The 18,242-nt window shown below is 51.1% G+C and carries 6 protein-coding genes and 2 tRNA genes; 3 read left to right on the forward strand and 5 right to left on the reverse strand.

Annotated elements, in window-relative coordinates:
* Positions 1-174: 174 nt before the first annotated feature.
* Positions 175-259, reverse strand: a tRNA-Leu gene (locus tag V2I46_08685).
* A gap of 59 nt (positions 260-318) precedes the next feature.
* Positions 319-391: transfer RNA gene (locus V2I46_08690), tRNA-Gly, on the reverse strand.
* A gap of 182 nt (positions 392-573) precedes the next feature.
* Here V2I46_08690 and V2I46_08695 point away from each other — a divergent pair.
* Entirely contained in the window at positions 574-1,086 is a 513-nt protein-coding gene (locus V2I46_08695; protein ID MEE4177573.1) for an OmpH family outer membrane protein, read from the forward strand.
* 343 nt (positions 1,087-1,429) lie between these two features.
* Here the strand turns inward: V2I46_08695 and V2I46_08700 are convergent, their stop codons facing one another.
* From V2I46_08700 to V2I46_08710, 3 genes are read right to left on the reverse strand one after another with little or no spacing between them, the layout of a single operon-like run.
* Entirely contained in the window at positions 1,430-1,954 is a 525-nt protein-coding gene (locus tag V2I46_08700) for a gamma carbonic anhydrase family protein (protein ID MEE4177574.1), read from the reverse strand.
* A gap of 33 nt (positions 1,955-1,987) precedes the next feature.
* Positions 1,988-3,289, reverse strand: coding sequence for a 2-oxoglutarate dehydrogenase complex dihydrolipoyllysine-residue succinyltransferase (gene odhB / locus V2I46_08705; protein ID MEE4177575.1), 1,302 nt, complete (start codon positions 3,287-3,289; stop codon positions 1,988-1,990).
* 10 nt (positions 3,290-3,299) lie between these two features.
* Positions 3,300-6,092 (reverse strand): 2-oxoglutarate dehydrogenase E1 component, encoded by a 2,793-nt coding sequence (locus V2I46_08710; GenBank protein ID MEE4177576.1) that lies wholly within the window; start codon positions 6,090-6,092, stop codon positions 3,300-3,302.
* A 290-nt stretch (positions 6,093-6,382) separates the two neighbouring features.
* Here V2I46_08710 and V2I46_08715 point away from each other — a divergent pair, with 290 nt between their 5' ends.
* Together V2I46_08715 and V2I46_08720 are read left to right on the forward strand one after the other, a co-directional pair.
* Positions 6,383-12,124, forward strand: a complete 5,742-nt coding sequence (locus tag V2I46_08715) for a choice-of-anchor J domain-containing protein (protein ID MEE4177577.1) — start codon at positions 6,383-6,385, stop codon at positions 12,122-12,124.
* A gap of 290 nt (positions 12,125-12,414) precedes the next feature.
* A complete protein-coding gene (locus V2I46_08720; GenBank protein MEE4177578.1) occupies positions 12,415-18,240 on the forward strand; it encodes a PKD domain-containing protein in 5,826 nt (1,941 codons plus the stop codon).
* Positions 18,241-18,242 lie beyond the last annotated feature (2 nt).

An 18,242-nucleotide genomic window follows, 5' to 3' on the forward strand; every position in this document is an offset into this window, starting at 1 on the left:
CCCTCCGCTGGCTAGCGGAGGGAGTCCGTGCCTGCAGATACAAACCTTGAATCCGCTGATTAGCGGACAAGCACTTGAGCTTTGAACCTTGAATCTTAAACTTTGAACCTTAAACCTTAAACCTTAAACCTTAAACCAAAAACCCCGCCAGCATATTTACTGACGGGGCTTTTGTACCCGGAGCCGGGCTCGAACCGGCACGGCCGCAATGGCCACAGGATTTTAAGTCCTGGGTGTCTACCAATTCCACCATCCGGGCGGGTGACACTTTCCTTCACGAAATTATAAAAAAAAACCTCTTCATCAGAGGTTTTTTTGAGCGGAAAACGGGACTCGAACCCGCGACCCCGACCTTGGCAAGGTCGTGCTCTACCAACTGAGCTATTTCCGCAATCGCGTTTTAAGGCTGCAAATATACAAGCATTTTTTTAAACAGAAAAAAATTTTTAAAGCCCCGAAAAAATTTTTCTACCGGCAAGCTCTTAAATGCTGTTAAAAAGTGAGTTGGTTCGCGATTATTGTTTATTTTTGTGGCCCAAACAAAACAGTATTCACCAACGCGAAAACAAAACAATGAAAAAGCTGCTTTATCTGCCCGTTCTGGTAATTCTCCTGCTGGGAACCACCGTGTCGGCACAGCAACCCAAACTTGGTCATATCAACACCAATGAACTGTTAAGTATTATGCCGGGTCGCGATTCTGCCCAGGTCAAGCTGGAAAATTATGCTCAGCAACTGGAACAGCAGTTTACCGCCATGCAGACTGAACTGCAGACCAAATACCAGGACTACCTCACCAACGAATCCACCTACTCTGAGCTGATCCGTCAGTCGAAGCAGCGTGAGATCACCAGCATCCAGGAGCGTCTCCAGGAATTCCAGGAGCAGGCCCAGCAAGACCTCGCCAACCAGGAAAACCAGTTGCTGAGCCCCATCATTGATGCCGCCCGCCAGGCCATTGAAGATGTGGCCAAGGAAAATGGCTATGCCTATGTGTTTGATACCGCTGGCGGACAGGTGCTTTATTTCCCGCCCTCCGACAATATCATGGGACTGGTGAAGACCAAACTGGGTATCGCCGAATAAGGCGCTGCAAATCTTAAAAGACATTGCTGAAACCGTCTCAGGATCAAACCTGCAGACGGTTTCCTTTTTTGTGCAAAATCTTCTCAAAGGCTTGCCCTGACTGCATTTAAGGCATGTTCACCGCTCTGGCATTCTCAGTCCATCTTCGGAGTTAATACGGAGTTAATACGGAGTTTGTTCGGTTTAAACCGAATAAACTCCGTATTAACTATGAGCGTGCTTAGCGGTTGTTTAACCTTTCGTGCTTTCGGGACGCTTGTTTTTTAACCCCTTATTGACTGGTTCGGGTGAAGGAGCCTGTACGGAAGGGGGAAGCGATGATGCAGGGGGAAGGGGAGGGGAATCAGGATTCCTCGTCGCGGTACCAGCCGGCGTATTTCACGTAGTTGTTCGAGATGCGCTCGAGCAGGTCGTGGGTGAGTTCCTGGCTGATGTCCTTTACTTTACGGGCGGGGATGCCGGCCCAGACGCTGCCGGGCTCGACCACAGTGTTTTCGAGCACCACGGCCCCGGCGGCAATGATGGAATTGCTGCCGATACGGGCGTTGTCCATCACGATGGCATTCATCCCGATGAGCACATTGTCCTCAACGGTGCAGCCATGGACGATGGCTTTATGGGCAATCGACACATTGTTGCCGATGGTGGTGGGGGCGGTCTGGTAGGTGCAGTGGATGACGGCCCCGTCCTGGATGTTGACCTTGTTGCCGATACGGATGCGGTGGACGTCGCCGCGCACCACGGCATTAAACCATACGCTGCACTGGTCGCCCATCACCACATCGCCGATGATGGTGGCATTGTCGGCCAGGTAGCAGTCTTTTCCGAAGGCAGGGGTGAAGCCCCTGATGCTTTTGATGAGTGCCATAAACGCTTAACAATCAACCAACGATTTCGTTCACTACAGTCCCAAAAGGCTGCCCATGGGGTCGTGCCCGCCAAAGAGCATGCGTTCGGGATGTTCGACCATTTCCTTCACCTTGACGAGGAATCCCACGGATTCCTTGCCATCCACTATGCGGTGGTCGTAAGAGAGGGCCAGGTACATCACCGGCCTGATCTCTACCCGTCCGTTGATGGCCACGGGGCGCTCAACGATGTTGTGCATGCCCAGGATGGCGCTTTGCGGCGGATTGATAATGGGGGTGGAGAGCATGGAGCCAAACACCCCGCCATTGGTGATGGAGATGGTGCCCCCTGTAAGCTCTTCGATGCTGATCTTGTTGTCGCGGGCTTTCTGAGCCAGCTCAGCGATCTTCAGCTCCAGCTCGGGTATCGACAGTTGTTCGGCATTGCGGATCACCGGGACCATCAGGCCCTTGGGGGTGCTTACCGCAATGCCCACATCGGCAAATTCGGGCAGCACGATGGCGTTGTCCTCAATGCGGCCATTGACCTGCGGGAAGTGGGGGATGGCCTCCGTAATGGCTTTTGCGAAAAAGGACATCATCCCCAGCTTGAGGCCATACTTCTCCTGGAAGGCTTTCTGATATTGCTTGCGCAAATCGAGGATGGCCGACATGTCGACCTCGTTGAAGGTGGTGAGCATGGCCGTTTGGTTCTTCACGGCAACCAGGCGCTCGGCCACTTTTTTGCGCAGGGTCGACATTTTCTGGCGGTTCTCGTTGCGGCTGCCTCCCCAGGTGGCTGTGGCAGGCGAAGCAGGCTGTGAAGACCCTGCGCCAGTGGTTTTTTGATATTCCCCGGCAATGGCTGCCAGGATATCCTTGCGGGTGATGCGGCGGCCGTCAGGATTGGGGTGCACCTCCGCTTGCCTGACACCCAGCTCGTCGAGGAGCTTCTGTGCCTGGGGCGAAAAGGTAAAGCCGCTTTGGGCAGGCTCCGTTTTCTTTTCTTCGGGTTGCGCTGCAGCAGGGCTTGCTTTTGGCTTTTCTTCCGGAGGGGCTTCCTGTTTCGTTTCAGGAGCAGGCGCTTCTTCCTGTTTTGTGCTGGCTGCAGGCGCCGCAGCTTCGGTGTCGATCTGGCCTATGATCTTGCCGGGCTCGGTGGTGGTGCCTTCTTCTACTGAAATACGAATTTTCCCGGCCTGCTCGGCATTGATGGTGAGGGTGGCCTTGTCGGAATCGATTTCGGCGATTTCCTGGTCTTTCTCTACATAAGCGCCATCTTCAACCAGCCAGCGGGCCAGTTCTACCTGGGTGATGGATTCGCCGGCTGAGGGCACTCGGATATCGATAAGCATAGGTTCGGTTTTATTGGTTTTCCACTAATTGACTGATGCACATCTGATGGCATTCGTGGCATACATTCTCGCAGTCACACTCTTCAAAGGCTTTCTCAATGATCTTCTGCTGCTGCATCTGGTGGAACTTGCTTGAGCCGCTGGCAGGGCTTGCACTGGGAGGCCTTGCAATGACACTCATCGGAACATCGCTGAGGTTTTGCGAAAGGAACGGCCAGGCGCCCATGTTCTGGGGTTCTTCCTGGACCCATATGATGCGCCGCGCGCCCTGGTATTTGTCGATCAGGGTTCTCAGCGCTTGTTCCGGAAGGGGATAGATCTGCTCGAGCCGCAGGATGGCGGTGTTGTCAAAGCCTTTCTGTTTTTTTTCTTCAAGCAGCTCGTAATAGATCTTTCCGCTGCAGATCAGCACGCGGTCGACCTTTTTGGGGTCGGCCGAAGCGTCGTCAATGATTTCCTGGAAATGGCCCTCGCTGAGGTCCTGGAGGTTGGAGACGCACTGGGGGTGGCGCAGCAGGCTCTTGGGGGTAAACACCACCAGGGGCTTGCGGAAGGGGCGTTTCATCTGGCGGCGCAGCAAGTGAAACAGGCTGGCAGGGGTGCTGCAGTTGGCCACCTGTATGTTGTTTTCGGCGCAGGAGGCCAGGAAGCGCTCGAGGCGGGCGCTGGAATGCTCCGGCCCCTGTCCCTCAAAGCCATGGGGCAGGTAAAGTACCAGCCCGTTCATCACTTTCCACTTTTCTTCACCGCTGGTGATAAACTGGTCGATGATGATTTGGGCGCCATTGTTGAAGTCGCCGAACTGTGCTTCCCAGATGACGAGGCTGTCGGGGTTGGCCATGGCATAGCCGTATTCGAAGCCCAGCACCCCGTATTCTGAAAGCAGGGAGTTGTAGATCTCAAAATGGGCCTGGCCCTTGCCCAGGTTGTTGAGCGGCACATACTCCTCTTCCGAATCTTCCAGCTTGATGACGGCGTGGCGGTGGCTGAAAGTGCCGCGTTCAACGTCCTGCCCTGTAAAGCGGATGGGGATGCCCTCGCTGAGCAGGGTGGCATACGCCAGGGTTTCGCCCATGGCCCAGTCGAGCTTGCCTCCATTGGCAATCATCTGCTGGCGTTCTTCCATCAGCTTGCGCGTCTTGCGGAAGAAAGGCTTGTCGGTGGGCAGGCTGGTGACTTTCTCGCCAAGAGATTTTAATATGTCTTTTTTTACACCGGTGTCGATGGCCTGGGTGAAATCCTGATCCACTGCCTTGCGGAATTCCTTCCAGGTATTCTCGAGGAAGGGGTCGATGTGTCCCTTTTTAATTTTGCGGGCCTTTTCCAACTCCACATCAAGCATTTCTTCGAAAGCTTTACGAATGGATTGGGCCTGTCCCTCTTCAAGGACCTTCTCCTCGCGCAGCTTTTCTATATAAATGGTGGCAGGATCGGGATGTTTCTCAATGATCTTGTAGAGGATGGGCTGAGTGAAGCGGGGCTCGTCGCCTTCGTTGTGGCCGTGCTTGCGGTAGCTCAGCAGGTCGATAAAGACGTCGCGCTGGAAGCGTTGGCGAAACTCCATGGCCAGTTCAATGGTAAACACCACCGCCTCCACGTCATCGCCGTTCACATGGAAAATAGGCGATTGGATGGTTTTGGCCACGTCGGTGCAATAGGTGCTTGAACGCCCATCGAGGTAATTGGTGGTGAAGCCCAGCTGGTTGTTGATGACGAGGTGAATGGTTCCCCCGGTGCTGAAGGCAGGCAGCTGCGACATTTGCAGGACTTCGTAAACGATGCCTTGTCCGGCTATGGAGGCATCGCCATGGATGAGGATAGGCACCAGCCGGGTCATATCCCCCTTGTGTTTCTGGTCGATCTTCGCCCGGGCAATGCCTTCGACCACAGGGTTTACGGCCTCCAGGTGACTGGGGTTAGGGGCAATGCTCAGGTTTACCGCGTGATGGTTGCGGGTGGTGGTTTCGAGGGTGCAGCCCAGGTGATATTTCACGTCGCCCAGCAGGGTTTCTTCGGCATATTCCTTGCCTTCAAATTCGCTGAAGATCTTGTGAAAGGGTTTTTTGAGGATGTTGCCCAGCACATTAAGCCGTCCCCGGTGGGCCATGCCCAATACCACTTCCTCTGTGCCGCTCCCGGCACCCTTTTCGATGACCGCATCGAGGGCGGGAATGAGGGTTTCGCAGCCCTCGAGTGAAAAACGTTTCTGCCCCGGGAAGCGCTTACGCAGGAATTGCTCAAATCCTACGGCCTCGGTCAGTTTCTGCAGGATCTGGAGCTTCTTGGCAGCGTCGAAAGCAGGGGTGTTGCGGCTCGATTCCATGCGGTTTCGAAGCCACTCAACGATTTCAGGGCTACGGATGTACATATACTCTACCCCGATGCTCTGGCGATAGGTTTGTTTCAGGTGGGCGATGATGCGCTCCAGGGGTGCGGGCCCTATGCCAATTTCATTGCCTGCCTGGAAGGTGGTTTTGAAGTCATCGGGGCTGAGTCCGAAGTTCTCGGGGTCGAGCCTGGGGGTATACTTACGCCGGGTGCGTACCGGGTTGGTCAGGGTAAACAGGTGGCCGCGCTCGCGGTATCCGTTGATGAGGTTAATGACATTAAACTCTTTCCGGTATTGCAGCGCTTCCTTTTCTTCCATCACCCCTTCGCGGGGAAATTGAGTGCGGGCAAAATCAAAGCCTTCGAAAAATTGTCGCCAGGAAGGTTCCACCGATTCAGGGTTAGAGAGGTATTTCTGGTATAATTCTTCTATGCCTGAAATCTCCGAGTTACCTAGATATGAGAATTTGTTCATATTTATGGTTTGCTTAGGCAGATGGTTAATACAAATGTAGCACAAAAAAACTTGAAATAAATTCCGCCTTTTTGAATAATTCCTGTAGCGGGGAATTGTTTATTAATGGGAAGAATTTTTTAAAAAATGGCCGAAAGATGCGAAAAAATTTGTTTCTTTAACCTTCAAAATTCCGTATTCCACGGATAAAGGAAAACAATTGTTTCATTAAAGCAGGAGGTTTATGGTTTTCAATTTCTAAAAAGAGTTGCATTTTGTTAACAAAAATTCCTAATCAAAAACAAATCCTTATGAAGAGAATTACGTTTTTTTTACTTGTGATTTTTGCTGGTTTTGTTGCCTTTTCGCAGGGTCCCGGAGATCTGAGCGAAGCAGAAAAATTGCAAATTGAGAATATGAAACCAGATGTCGATGCGCCTGTAATGGTCAAGTCAGGTGCATCGCAGGTTTTGCCTGGTGTTCAGCAGCCAGTGAAGCCCTTGTTCTGGCATGAACTTGACGCTCCCAAAAGTGCTCCTGAATGGATCCACTGGGACAGTGGCGTGAATGATGATGCCATTGGCACAGGTGGTGCGGCTGATTTTGCCGTTGCTGCCCGTTTTGACCCAACTGACCTGGCGGGATATGCCGGCACGGCTATCACCCGCATTCAGTTTGTGCCTTATGTTGCTTCAGCCGTTTACACCCTGAAGGTATGGCAGGGAACCAACCCGCCCACTGAGGTGTATTCGCAGGCTGTAAGTACTGTTACCATTGAAGCCTGGAACGACATTGAACTGACCACCCCGGTGAATATCGATGCCAGCCAGGAATTGTGGATTGGTTACACGATCTCTACTACCACGGGCTATCCCGCTGGCTGTGACGCTGGTCCGCAAGTGGCAGGCAAGGGTAATATGATTTATTGGGAAGGTGTATGGCAGGAACTTACAGACCTGGGCGCCCTCCCTTACAACTGGAATATCCAGGGCTATGTTGAGGTGCTGGCTGATCCCGGTGCTCCGGCCGCCCCACTAAACCTGGCTGCTGTAGCCGGTGCTGCTGGTGCGCTTGAAGTGTCACTGAGCTGGGATAACCCCGCACTGACCGTCAGCGGCGAGACCCTCACCGACCTTGATTTTATCTATGTTTACAGGGGTGCTGAATTGATCCACACCATTACTGATCCGACCATTGGTGCCGCTGAGACCTTTGTTGACAATGCCCTTACAGAAGGTGGCTTTGTCAGCTATTCTGTTTATGGCAGCAATGACCTCGGCGATGGCCCCGGTGCTTCAGCTGTGGTATTTGTCGGACCGGATGTTCCGGCTGCTCCCGGCGATGTGACCCTTGTCGCCCAGGGCAACGATGGTTATGTGACCTGGACTGCCCCCACTGAAGGCTTCAACGGCGGCTACCTGGATCCTGCTGGTATGACCTATACCGTGGTTCGTATGCCTGACGGTGTTGAAGTGGCTACCGATATTACTGCCCTTGAGTATACGGATGCTACCGTTCCCGGTATTGGCAACTATTATTATGTAGTGACAGCCAGCAATGCCGTGGGTGAAGGTGGAAGCGCTGCTTCCAACGTGGCCTTGTTGGGTGCTGAAGGCATCCTGATGTATGAAGTCTTTGACTATGCCACAGGTGCACTGCCTCCGGGCTGGATGGTTGAAGGACTTGGACAGACCAACTGGAGCGTGGTTGCTACGGCAAACGCCGGTGGTACGTCTCCTGAACTTCGCTTAGGCTGGAGCCCCGCTTTCGTGGGCCTGAGCCGCCTGATCAGTTACCCGGTCAACGTGGAAGGTTATTCTGCCCTGAGGTTTAAGTATAAGCAGTATCTCAATGATTATTCAGGAAACGAAGGTGAAATTGCTGCTATTGATGTTTCGTATGATGGCGGAACTACCTGGACTGCGCTTTGGGAAGAGGAAATTATTGCCAGCATTCCGGCCGGTGATTACGAACTGTATCTCAATGTTCCTGATGGTGCTACCACGGTTCACTTTGGTTTCCGTTTCAATGGGGATGCCTACAACATCAACTACTGGTATTTCGACAATATGATTCTTGAACCAGTGCTTGAGCATGACCTGATTGGTGAGGCCATTACAGGTAATGCCACCCCTTCAGTAGGTACTGAAAGCATTTACACCGTTGCTGTGAAGAATGCAGGGACCATGACAGCCACCGATTATACCGTTAAACTGATGCAGGAGGGTGGCGTTGAGCTGGCTTCCGTTGCTGGTACTGCCATTGAATTTGGTGAAACCCTCACCTTTGACCTGGCCTGGACCCCACAGGAAGCGGATGAAGGCAATACCTTTGTTTATGGTGTGGTTGAATTTACTGCCGATGAAATGCCCGGTAACAACCAAACCCCTAACCTTAACCTTACCGTACAGGGTGCTGACGTCATTGCCGTTACCATTGGTACAGGCACAGCCTATCCGAGCTCGCGCATCCCGTTCGACTTCTTCTATAAGAACAGCTTCAGCCAGACGCTTTATTTCCCTGATGAACTGGGCTTAGGCGGTGGCGTGCTGACTGGTTTGGGTTATACCAATAACTTCCAAACCAACCTTCCCGGAAAACCCATTAAGGTATGGGTAGGCGAAACCGATGCCACTGATCTCAGCGCTGGCTGGGTTCCCCTTGAGAACCTGACATTGGTTTATGATGGCACCCTCGATTTCCCGACAGGTGAGAATTCCATCATTATTCCTTTTCAGCAGCCCTATGTTTACACGGGTGGCAACCTGGTGGTTTATACCAACCGCGTATGGGAAGACCAGTATTTCAGCAGCCTTGACCGTTTCTACGGCACACTGGATGACGGTTCAAGCCGCACCCGTCGCCTTTCTGCTGACGGAACAGCTCCGCTGGATCCGGCTAACCCCGGAACTGGTTCAGTAATCCATTGGCATCCCAACACCACCCTTTACTTCTCGACTGCTGGATTGGGTGCAATGGAAGGTATGGTTACCGATGGCACAAACCCGCTGGAAGGGGTTGACGTCAGTGTTGTAGGTACCATGGCTTCGACCGTTACCGATGCTACCGGTTATTATTCATTCCCATATCTGCTACCCGGTACGTACGACGTTCACTTTGAGCTCTTTGGCTTTACTTCATACCTTGCAGAAGATGTCCTCATCGTTGAAGACGAAACCACTGTGGTGGATGCCGTAATGGCTGCCATTCCGCAATATGCCGTGAACGGTGTGATTGAAGGCAATGACGATGTGCTGCTTGAAGGCGCCGAGATCTGGATGGAAGGTTATGAAGATTATTACATGATGGCCGGTGTTGGTGGCGTATTTATGTTCCCCGAAGTATATGCCGGTTCTTATGATGTCACCATTTCGATGCCAGGCTATGAGGTTCATACCGCTGTTGTCAATGTTGACGCTGATCTTGATCTTGGAACCATCGTTCTTACTGAAATTCTGGCTGCACCTTATGGCGTTAGCATTGATCCCTACAACCAGGGCGATGGCAATGCCTTGTTGACCTGGAACTCAGCCGAGATGACCATGCTGTATCAGCACGATGGCGCCATCCCTGCTGAGCCTAATGCATTTTATCAAAGCATGGACAATGGCTATGGCGTGGTATATGACCTGACCGCATTCCCCGATGCAGTCGTTGAAGCGATTGATTTCCACCATTTACAGTGGGGTTTGCCCAATGGCACTTATCCTTACCTGGTGCACATCATTAACTGGGAAACCAAGACCATCATTGAAACCGTTGGTCCGATCAACACCCTTGTCAATGATGCATGGGAAGAAGCTGTTGATTTGGGTGCAGTTAGTGTGGCTGGCCTTTCACAGGTTGCCATCCTGATCCAGCCCCAGGGCAATACAGCCGCTGATGCTTATCCCGATATCACCACCGATGCTACCGGTCCCAATGGGGTTTCACTGCAGGCTCCGATGAGCGACCTGAACAACTTCACCATCAACGGATCCACCGTTGGTGACTTCTTCATCAATCTTTGGATCTCCACGGCCTTTGCTCCCGATAAAGTGGTTAAGGCTCAAATGCTGACGGCTGACCAGGTTGAAACTGCGTCCAGACTGGGTACCGCCCTGTCAAGCACAGAAGCAACCATTAATAATCAGACCATTGTAGCACCTGAAGAAGAGAAGATATTTGATGGATTCAACATCTACCTCAATGACATGGAAATCCCCATGGCCGAAGGAGTTGAAGTAACCGAATATCTGTTTACCGGACTGGAGGAAGGTACATACACAGCTGGTGTTTCTGCTCTTTATACCACGGGTATGTCAGAAATCGTAACCGTTGACTTCGTTATTGCCATGGGTGTTGAGGTAACCGTTGATGTTACTACCAACTCAGGTGACAGTTCCGAAGGTGCATTGGTACACCTGGCCAACCAGACTGAGACCCAGTTTGAATACACTGGTACCGTTGGTGCTGATGGCTCAGTAGTTTTCGAAACCGTTCGCAAAGGGATGTACACTATGACTGTAACCCTGGGTGGTTACGAAGAGTATGTTGAAGCAGACATTAACATCCAGGATGTTGCCACCCTTACCGCCGAACTGATTGAGATCATTGTTGATCCTTATGGACTGATGGTGGTTGAAGGTGAAACGGCTGGTGAAGCAACCTTCAGCTGGAACAATGCAACGGGCTGGGGCGAAAGCTTCGAAACCGGTGCTATTCCGGAAGGCTGGACCCAGATAATTACCAACACTGCTGGCGGAACCCTGCCCACTACCTGGGCTATCGTGGGAACCATTGAATTTACCAGTGGGGACGTGGTACCTCAGGATGGAGATTACCAGGCATTTATGTACTGGGATTACGGTCATCAGGATGAATGGCTGATTACCCCTGCCTTTACTGCTCCTGCCGGTGATTTGACCTTCTGGTACTATGGCCACAATGGTTCTGTCAATCTCGACCACTACTACGTGAAGATCTCAACCGATGGTGGCGATACCTGGACTGTCCTTTGGGATGCCAGCACGCTGCCTGAAGCTGATAACCATTATGCAACCCCTGCCGTGATTGACCTCTCAGCGTATGTTGGTCAGGAAGTTCACATTGCATGGCAGAATGTTGATGGTGACGGACAGGGTATGTGGTATGCATGGGCTATTGACAACATCACCGTTGGTGATATGAGGATCGATGTAAAAGATCTGATCGCTGCTCCTGCAGGGAATATCCAGCAGGGTGAAAACCTTACTGCCCGCGATGGTGTTTTCTATCCTTCAGTTAATCCTGCCGATATGATTCCTGCTCCCAGGAAATCATTTGAAGGCTACAACGTTTACCTGGATGATATGGTAACTCCCGTGGCTACTTCGGTTGCCAACACTGAGTTCCTGTTTACCGGCCTTGCCAATGGCGACTATGTTGCCGGTGTTCAGTCAGTTTACTCCTCTGGTGCCAGCGAAGTGATTACCCTGCCCTTTACCATTGAGAATGGTGTGGTTTCAGAAACCTATCAGGTGACATTCAATGTTCACATGCATGAGGTTGAGTATACTGAGACTGACGTGATCTACATGACTGGTTCAATGCTTGACTGGACTACTCCTGGCGATGATCCTGACAACCAGACCATGGAAGAGACAGGCGATCCAAACATCATGACCCATACCCTTGAGCTGGAAGCAGGTACTTATGCATATAAGTACTTCATGAATGCCGGCTGGGACGGTGGCGAATGGGCTGGAGCTCCCGACAGGGAAATTGTTGTTGCAGGCGACATGACCGTTGACGACGTGTTTGGCAACATCAATAACCCGGTAGAAGTACCCACGGTTGATGCCGGTGAACTCCTGGTATACCCCAACCCTGCGCGTGATATGATGCATATCGTCTCTGGAGAGATGATCCGTGAAGTTCGTATCATTGATATGCTTGGACAGGTTGTTTACACCTCTGATGTCCAGGGAGAACGTCATGAAGTGAATGTTGGCGGATTCCGCAATGGCATCTACTTTGTACAGGTTCTGACATCTAAAGGTTTGACAACCCAACGGATTCAGATTGCTAAATAAAGCTTCATTGCTTTTTTCCTGAAAGGGAGGGCCACCGGCCCTCCCTTTTTTTTTGTGCCAATTTTGGAGAAAGGGAAGGGGAATACCCGTGGAAAACTACCGGGTTTATTGTGAAGCCCTGAGGTTAAAATTGCCGTGATATTACGCTTTTCTGCAGTTCAACTGCTCAGTACATTTGAACTGGATAATGAAGAAGACCGGCCGGGCCGATCTTTTAGTTAAGACAGCGCAGAAATAAACCGGGGGAAAAGGTTTTATTTGCCGCGCTTCCACCAAGCAAAAAGCGTCGTATGGGCAAAAATAGACCATTGTTAGTGTTGTTATTGCTGCTTTTTTTTGCCGGGAGCCTTAAGGCCCAGACCGACACCGAGTTCTGGTTTGTGGCTCCCCGGGTGACAGAAGGGCACGGTTTCGATCCCAGCGTTCCTAACTATTACGGGGGACGCAAATTTTACCTGCGTTTTGCTTCTATGAGTTTGCCGGCAACCATCACCATTGATATGCCGGCCAACCCTGCATTTACACCTATTGAATTTACCATGCCGGCCAATGCGGCACACACCGAAGACCTCTCCGATCTATATGATATTCTCTGGCACCCCATGCCCAATGAAATCCACGGAAGGGGTCTCCATATCACTTCCACCACCCCCGTCACCGCTTACTATGAAATCGGGACCTATTACAATACGGACATCTTCTCCCTCAAGGGCAAGAATGCCCTCGGAACCAATTTTTATGTCCCATTTCAAAACACTTACCGCAATGGTAACTATAGCCCATTGCCTTTTTCAACCATTAATATCGTAGCCACGCAGGATAACACGGTCGTTAAAATCATACCCACAAACCCTGTTTACAGCGGCAATGAAAGTGATCCTTTTCTTCCTGGTGATACCATTACGGTGTTGCTGAACCGGGCCGACACTTATGCCGCCGCGCCCAACCGCATTTTTTCGGGCACCTTCCCCCGCATCGGGCAAAGACCACAATACAGGCTGACGGGTTCCAGGGTGATCTCCAATAAGCCCATTGCCATCACCTCCAGTGATGACTCGGTGGACTCCTACCCCCAGTCGTGCAGGGATCTGGTTGGTGATCAGATCGTCCCAGTAAATATCATCGGAACAGAATACATTGCCATGCGCGGACGATTGAATGCAGGCATGCAAGAGTCGGTTTATGTTATGGCTACGGAGAACAATACGGAACTCTATATTGATGGCTCTTATGTCGGTGTCCTGAATGAGGCCGAATCCTTTAAGCATCAGCTGGTGAATCAAACCCACCACATCCAGACAACTAAGCCTTCCTATGTTTATCACGTGGCTGGCTTTGGCTGCGAGATGGGCGGCGCCATACTGCCCCCGGTGAACTTCTGCAACGGATCAAGCCAGATCTCATTTACCCGGTCAAAGGAGGGAACTGATGTAAATGGTGTTGTTGAGCGATTTTTCCTGAACATCATGGTCAGGGCAGGCGCTGAGGACGGCTTCATCCTGAATGGCAGCACGACCATGATCCCTGCTTCTTCCTTTAACCCCGTGCCGGGAACTACCCAATGGCTGGCAGCTGAATTTGAATTTACCAATGAGATCCCGGCAGGGAGCCCCAACTTCATTGAAAACACTAAGGACCTGTTTCACCTGGCCATCATCAATGGGGGGGCGGCTTCAGGTACCATGTATGGCTACTTCTCCGACTTCAACCAGGTGAAGGCCACCAGTATGATCGTCAATTCCGGGACTGAGTTCGAGGCCATTTGTTACGGGCAGAGCGCTCAGCTGATTGGCGGAGGTGGGATCGACTATGTTTGGAGTCCTCCGGATTTTCTGGATGACCCCTACAGCCAGACCCCAATTGCTTTTCCCGACACCACCATGCACTATACGGTGATAGCCAGCGGGGCCTGTGGACTGGTAGATTCAGCCTCGGTGACAATCAGGGTTACGGAACCCCTCCATGCCCTCTTTAGCCTGGATGAAACCGTTGGTTGTTCTCCCTTTGAGATTAATATTGTAAATGAATCCATTGGTGTTGAACATTACTCCTGGCGACTTGGGGACGGGACCAATCTTAGCCTTGATTTTGAACAACTGAGTCATTTGTACGTCAACAACTCCGATACCGCTCAGCATTACAATATCACACTAATTGGCCGTAACGACCTGTTCTGTGTAGATACCATGACCACGCAAATTACAGTGTATCCGGAAGTGAAGGCGGTTGCCGGCAATGACATCAGCGGATGTGCACCTCTTCATGTGGACTTTGTCAATGCAAGCCTTGGCGCCGATACCTACCTCTGGCGCTTTGGCGATGGGGCTTCTTCAGTGGATACCGCACCCGTGCATACTTTCCATAACTATTCGGATACTGACACCACCTATGCAGTGGTGCTGAAGGCCAGGAATGACTTTGGATGTGAGGACTTTGATACCGTTTACGTTCACGTAAAACCATATATCAAGGCTGACTTTGAATTCGACCCACCCCAGGCTTGCCATCCCTATGAACTGGAGATCACCAACAATTCTTACGGGGTTACCCAGTATGTATGGAATTTTGATGATGGCTACCCTGAGCAGAATTATGAGGACACCACCTTTGTATATAGCCTGGAGAACTTTACTGACCTGCCTGAAGTGCATAACATCAGCCTGATCGTGTCAAACGATTACGGATGCGTGGATACACTGGTAAGGCCGGTAATCGTATATCCCTATATTAAAGCTGAGTTTACCCCTGATGTGCTGGAAGGCTGTAACCCGCTCACCGTTAACTTTGAGAACCTTTCGGTTGGGGCTCAATATTACGACTGGGACTTTGGCAATGCCTCAGGAACTTCTTCGGGCACTTCGCCTGTATTTGAATTTGAAAACCCCGATCCTGAAGTTCCGGCTGTCTTTAACGTTAGCCTGGTAGCCAGTTCATTGTATGGCTGTCGCGATACAACCGAGGTTGAAATTACTGTTTATCCCAGGGTTGAAGCTGAATTTGCCTTTGATTACAGTGAATACTGCGCACCCCAGGAAGTCATCTTCTACAACCAGGCCATAGGTGCTACCAGTTATATGTGGAACTTTGGCGACGGGAGCTCTTCCGATTCAGATGCCGGTCAGTTGGGCCACGTCTATTCCAATACCACCTCCAGTGCACAAACCTACCAGGTTTCGCTTTGGGTTCAGAACGATTATAACTGTTTTGAGGAACAGGTGCGTGAAATCACCATTCACCCGGAAGTGGTGGCTGATTTCAGCATGGAGTCTTCCGGTTGCCACCCCCTGGAAGTCAGCTTCCAGAACGAATCGCTGAATGCCCTGGATTATTTCTGGGACTTTGGCGACGGAGGCACGGCTACCCTTGCCAGCCCTTCCAGGACCTTCACCAACGATAGTCCAACCGATGTCGTTCATTACGATGTCAGGCTGATTTCCATTTCTGCTGCCAATTGCCGTGACACCATCAGCTTGCCCGTTACTGTATATCCAAAACCTGAAGCCGCATTCGAGATGCCCGACAACCAGGGTTGTGCCCCATTTGAAGTATCGCTGATTGACCAGTCCATTGGCAATACCTTTAACCAGTGGACCTTTGGGGATGGATCAGAAGAGGATGCCTCACCCGGCGACCAAACGCATACTTATTTGAATACAACTGGTGATTTGCTGAGTTTTCAACCCCGGTTGATTGTGACCAACGACTATGGCTGCAAGGATACCATCACCATGAACGTCATGGCTTATCCAATGGTGCTGGCAGAAGTCAGCCTGCCTGAATTGGCGGGATGCCATCCTTTTGAGGCCGAAATCTTTAACCTTACGTCAGGGGCAACAGCCACCATGCCCTACGAGTGGAACTATGGCGACGGCAGCACTTCCATTGAGCAGGCCGATAGCCATACACATATCTTCAACAACTTCAGCCATACCGAATCGGCTTTCTATACCACCACCATGCGGGCTACAAATGTGTTTGGATGCCGCGATTCAGTGGATGTCACTGTAGAGGTCTATCCCCGTCCAAAAGCCCTCTTTGATGCGCCGGAAGATCCAGAATGCAGCCCCTTTGAAATTGTATTTGATGATCTCTCCCTGGGTGCCACCCGTTATGCGTGGGATTTTGGCGATGGCCATTCCTCCAATACCGAGGGTTCTGTTTCCAATGTATTCGTTCAGCCTGCTGACCAGGGCATCGGTTGGTTTACAGTAAATCTTGAGGTCGAAAACAATTTTGGTTGTGTTGACACCTTCAGCCGTCAGGTAGCTGCCTACCCGGTCATTCAGGCTGACTATAGCGGCGAGCTCCAGGGATGTCATCCCCTGACCATTGATTTTGTAAACATTACCCAGGGAGGCGACTTTTATGTCTGGGACTTTACCGATGGGGTGCTGACCAATGAGGTGGAGCCTCAGCATGAATTTGTCAATAACAGTTTTACCGACCCATTGCAATACCAGGTTAAATTGTTGGCCGAAAGTGAATTTGGGTGTGAATCAGAAATTACCCGCACCATCACTGTATATCCAAGGCCGAATTCGGAGTTTGATTTGAGTATCCTTCAAGGCTGCTCGCCACTCCAGGTGCTGGTCGACAATCAATCGGTCGGCGGAACACTGTTTGACTGGGAATTGGGAGAGGATACCTCTGACAATGGGGAAGATTTCGAATGGATATTCAGAAACCTGACTGATACAGTGGCTACCTATCCAGTGGTGCTGCAAACGATGAACGACTGGGGTTGTGATCGGACCTTCTCGCAAAATGTAAGGGTGTATCCTGAAGTGGAGGCCGAATACACTACGGCCAGTGGCTTTTTTGAAGGCTGCACCCCTCTGACCCTTGACTTTGTGAACCAGACTTTGAGGGCCAACCAATATGAGTGGATTTTTGCCGATAACACCCAATCCATTGGCGAAAACCCCGAACATGTATTCTATGCCTTCGATCAGGAGACCACCTATTACGATGTTTTGCTGACAGCCACCTCACCATATGGTTGCCAGGATACTATTGAAAAACTGGTGACGGTATATCCGCAACCTGTTGCTGATTTCTCGGCAGATCCCTATGAGCAGGTTTACCCCAACACCACGGTCATCTTTGAGAACCAGTCCCTGCCCGGACAATGGCTATATACCTGGAGCCTGGATGATGGGAATATCATCGATTTTGATGAGGATCCCGGTAGCTTTTCCCACACCTACCGCTGGACCAACAATGATTACGCGACCCGCATTTACAATGTGAACCTGCAGGTCGAGAACGCTTGGTGCTCAGACAACATAACCCGCCAGGTGATCATTCATGCACCTAAACCAGTGGTTGAAATCCAGGCCCTTGACAAGGGGTGCCCTCCCTTTGAAGTTAAATTCAGCAACAACAGCCTGTATGGTCTTTCCTATATGTGGGATTTTGATGACGGGACCACCTCTGGAGAGGTGAACCCCCTGCATACCTTTGTCGATCCGGGCCAGTATGAAGTAAAGCTCCTTGTTTATGGAGAGGGTGGGGTTGATTCAACCTCCCATATCATTACGGTGCACCAGCCCCCTGTGGCCGATTTCAGGGTAATGCCCGAACATGTCACACTGCCCTATGAACCCATCCAGCTGGTCAACTTATCCAGCCTGGCCTATTCGTGGGAGTGGGATCTGGGCGATGGCACCATTTCAAACGAATTTGAACCCCTGCATTATTATCAGCAGGTAGGCATATACGATATCAGCCTTACCGTGGGCAACAATACCGACCCAGTATGTTACGACACAGTCATTAAGGAAGGTGCTGTAGGTGCTGAAGAAGATTGCGCCCTGTATTTCCCTGATGCCTTTACCCCCGACGAAAATGGCCCCAATGGCGGATCTTATATCACCGGTGATCCCTTAAACCATATTTTCTATCCGGTCTATACAGGAATAGAGGATTATGTGATGGAGATCTATACCCGTTGGGGAGAGCTGGTATTCCGTACCGAGGACCTTGAGATCGGCTGGGATGGGTATTATCGCGGAAAGCTGGCCAAAATGGATGTCTATGTATGGAAAGTTTGGTACACCTGTGCCGGTACTGGCCGCAAAGTGGTTAAAGCAGGGGACGTTACCCTGATACGTTAAGA

This window comes from Bacteroides sp. (assembly GCA_036351255.1).
Lineage (GTDB): Bacteria > Bacteroidota > Bacteroidia > Bacteroidales > UBA7960 > UBA7960.

What these genes read in the sequence shown, in the direction of transcription:
- V2I46_08695 (MEE4177573.1), top strand. Translation starts at nt 574, where the DNA reads ATGAAAAAGCTGCTTTATCTGCCCGTTCTGGTAATTCTCCTGCTGGGA.
- V2I46_08700 (MEE4177574.1), bottom strand. Translation starts at nt 1,954, where the DNA reads ATGGCACTCATCAAAAGCATCAGGGGCTTCACCCCTGCCTTCGGAAAA.
- odhB (MEE4177575.1), bottom strand. Translation starts at nt 3,289, where the DNA reads ATGCTTATCGATATCCGAGTGCCCTCAGCCGGCGAATCCATCACCCAG.
- V2I46_08710 (MEE4177576.1), bottom strand. Translation starts at nt 6,092, where the DNA reads ATGAACAAATTCTCATATCTAGGTAACTCGGAGATTTCAGGCATAGAA.
- V2I46_08715 (MEE4177577.1), top strand. Translation starts at nt 6,383, where the DNA reads ATGAAGAGAATTACGTTTTTTTTACTTGTGATTTTTGCTGGTTTTGTT.
- V2I46_08720 (MEE4177578.1), top strand. Translation starts at nt 12,415, where the DNA reads ATGGGCAAAAATAGACCATTGTTAGTGTTGTTATTGCTGCTTTTTTTT.